Source organism: Arthrobacter sp. 05T47, from assembly GCF_056395825.1.
Genome location: NZ_JBFTKG010000133.1, coordinates 1 through 1,593 on the forward strand (window position 1 = coordinate 1; position 1,593 = coordinate 1,593).

Here is a 1,593-nt window from a genome sequence, read left to right on the forward strand (position 1 = left end):
GGTCGACAAGGTCGGGGTGGATGACAATGTCGATCACTGCCTCCATAAACGGTGAGGTGAGCCCATAGCGGGCTGCATCGGCCTCTGAGGTGTTGGGCACGAATTCGGCGATCAGGCTCTGCTTCACGGCGAAAACGGCGTCGGAATCGATGTAGTCGCTCCCGCTAACAAAAATGTGCGTCGTCAGTTCCCGGAAACCCGGCGCGCCCACGATGAAGTGGATGTGCGCCGGTCTGTTCGGGTGCCGGGCAGTCGCGTGCAGCAGGTCCCCGACAGGGCCGTCGGTCGGGATCGGGTAATAGCTGGGGATGACGCTGCGGAAGTAGAACTCTCCGGCGGCGTTGGACGTGAACAGGCCGCGTCCGTTGCCGATGCTTTGGATGCCGGGTTGCTGGACGTCGTAGAAGCCCTTGGTGTTTGCCTGCCAGATGTCGATGGCGGCATTGGGGACGGGCTCACCGGTGACGGAGAGGATGCGGCCCCTGACCAGGCAGATGTCTCCTTCGCTTTCCGGTGAGGCGTTGTCCCCCAGCTCCCGCTGTGGGGATTCGACCATGTGGAAAGGGCCCAGGACAGTGGAGTCGGTGGCGTCCGGAGTTTCGGCGTCATTGAGGGTTTCCACCATCATGGACACGCCCAGCACGTCGGAGAGGAGGATGAACTCCTGCCGGACGGAGTCGCACTTCTGGCCTGTGGCGGTCAGGAAGTTGATGGCGGTTTCCCATTCTTCGATGGAGGGTTCAATCTCCCTGACGAAGTTGTGAAGGTGGGTGGTGAGGCTGGTCAGAATGGTCCGAAGCCGGTCATCCGGCGTATTGCGGAAACTGTCGATAACAGCGGCAGTCAGTGTGCCGGGGCCGAGGTCCGTGCTCATGGTGCTGTTCCTTCCTTGGAGCTGGGGCGGCTGGTAAGTGGGGCTCAGATGCTGGTGAATCCGCCGTCGACAACGAGTTGCGCGCCGGTGATGTAGGAGGCCCTGTCGGAGGCGAGATAGACGATCGCATCGGCGACTTCGCTGGCCTTTCCTGCCCTGTGCATGGGGGTCTTGGCGATCAGCTCATCGGAAATCGCCTGATCCTGGTTTTCCGTCAAGGGTGTTGTAATCAGCCCGGGGTGGACCGAGTTCACGCGGATCCCCTGCGCTGCCCACGTGGCGGAGGCGTTCTTCGTCATCATGGTCACGGCACCCTTGGATGCCTGGTATGCGGCGACGCCAGCTGCTCCGACAAGTCCCCAGATGGACGAGACATTCACGATGGATCCGGATTCCTGCGCCAGCATGGCCGGTGCGACGGAGCGCATTCCCAGGAAGACACCGGTCTGGTTGACGGAGATGATCCGGTGCCAGTCCTGGATGTCGATATCCGTGATCGATTCGTACGATCCGACCAGGCCTGCGTTGTTGACCAGGACGTCGATGCGGCCGTGGGCCTGAAGCACTTCTTCCGTGAGTGCCTTCCACCCGTCTTCTTCGGCGACGTCGAGGCGCCGCCACTGGATGGCCCCGTCAGCTGCGTCGCCGGCGGAGGCGGCTATGTCGGCTCCGTAGACGGTCGCACCCTGTGCGGCAAGTGCCAGTGCTGTGGCGTGGCC

Annotated in this window: 2 protein-coding genes; both read right to left on the reverse strand. The window is 62.6% G+C overall.

Annotation, left to right across the window (positions count from 1 at the left end; all coding sequences use genetic code 11):
• Positions 1 to 874, reverse strand: an 874-nt coding sequence (locus AC1DEY_RS23275) for a dioxygenase family protein (protein ID WP_476870064.1), incomplete at its 3' end; no start/stop codon positions are given.
• Positions 875 to 918: 44 nt separating this feature from the next.
• The coding region (locus tag AC1DEY_RS23280) for an SDR family NAD(P)-dependent oxidoreductase (protein WP_476870065.1) at positions 919 to 1,593 on the reverse strand (675 nt) is incomplete at its 5' end.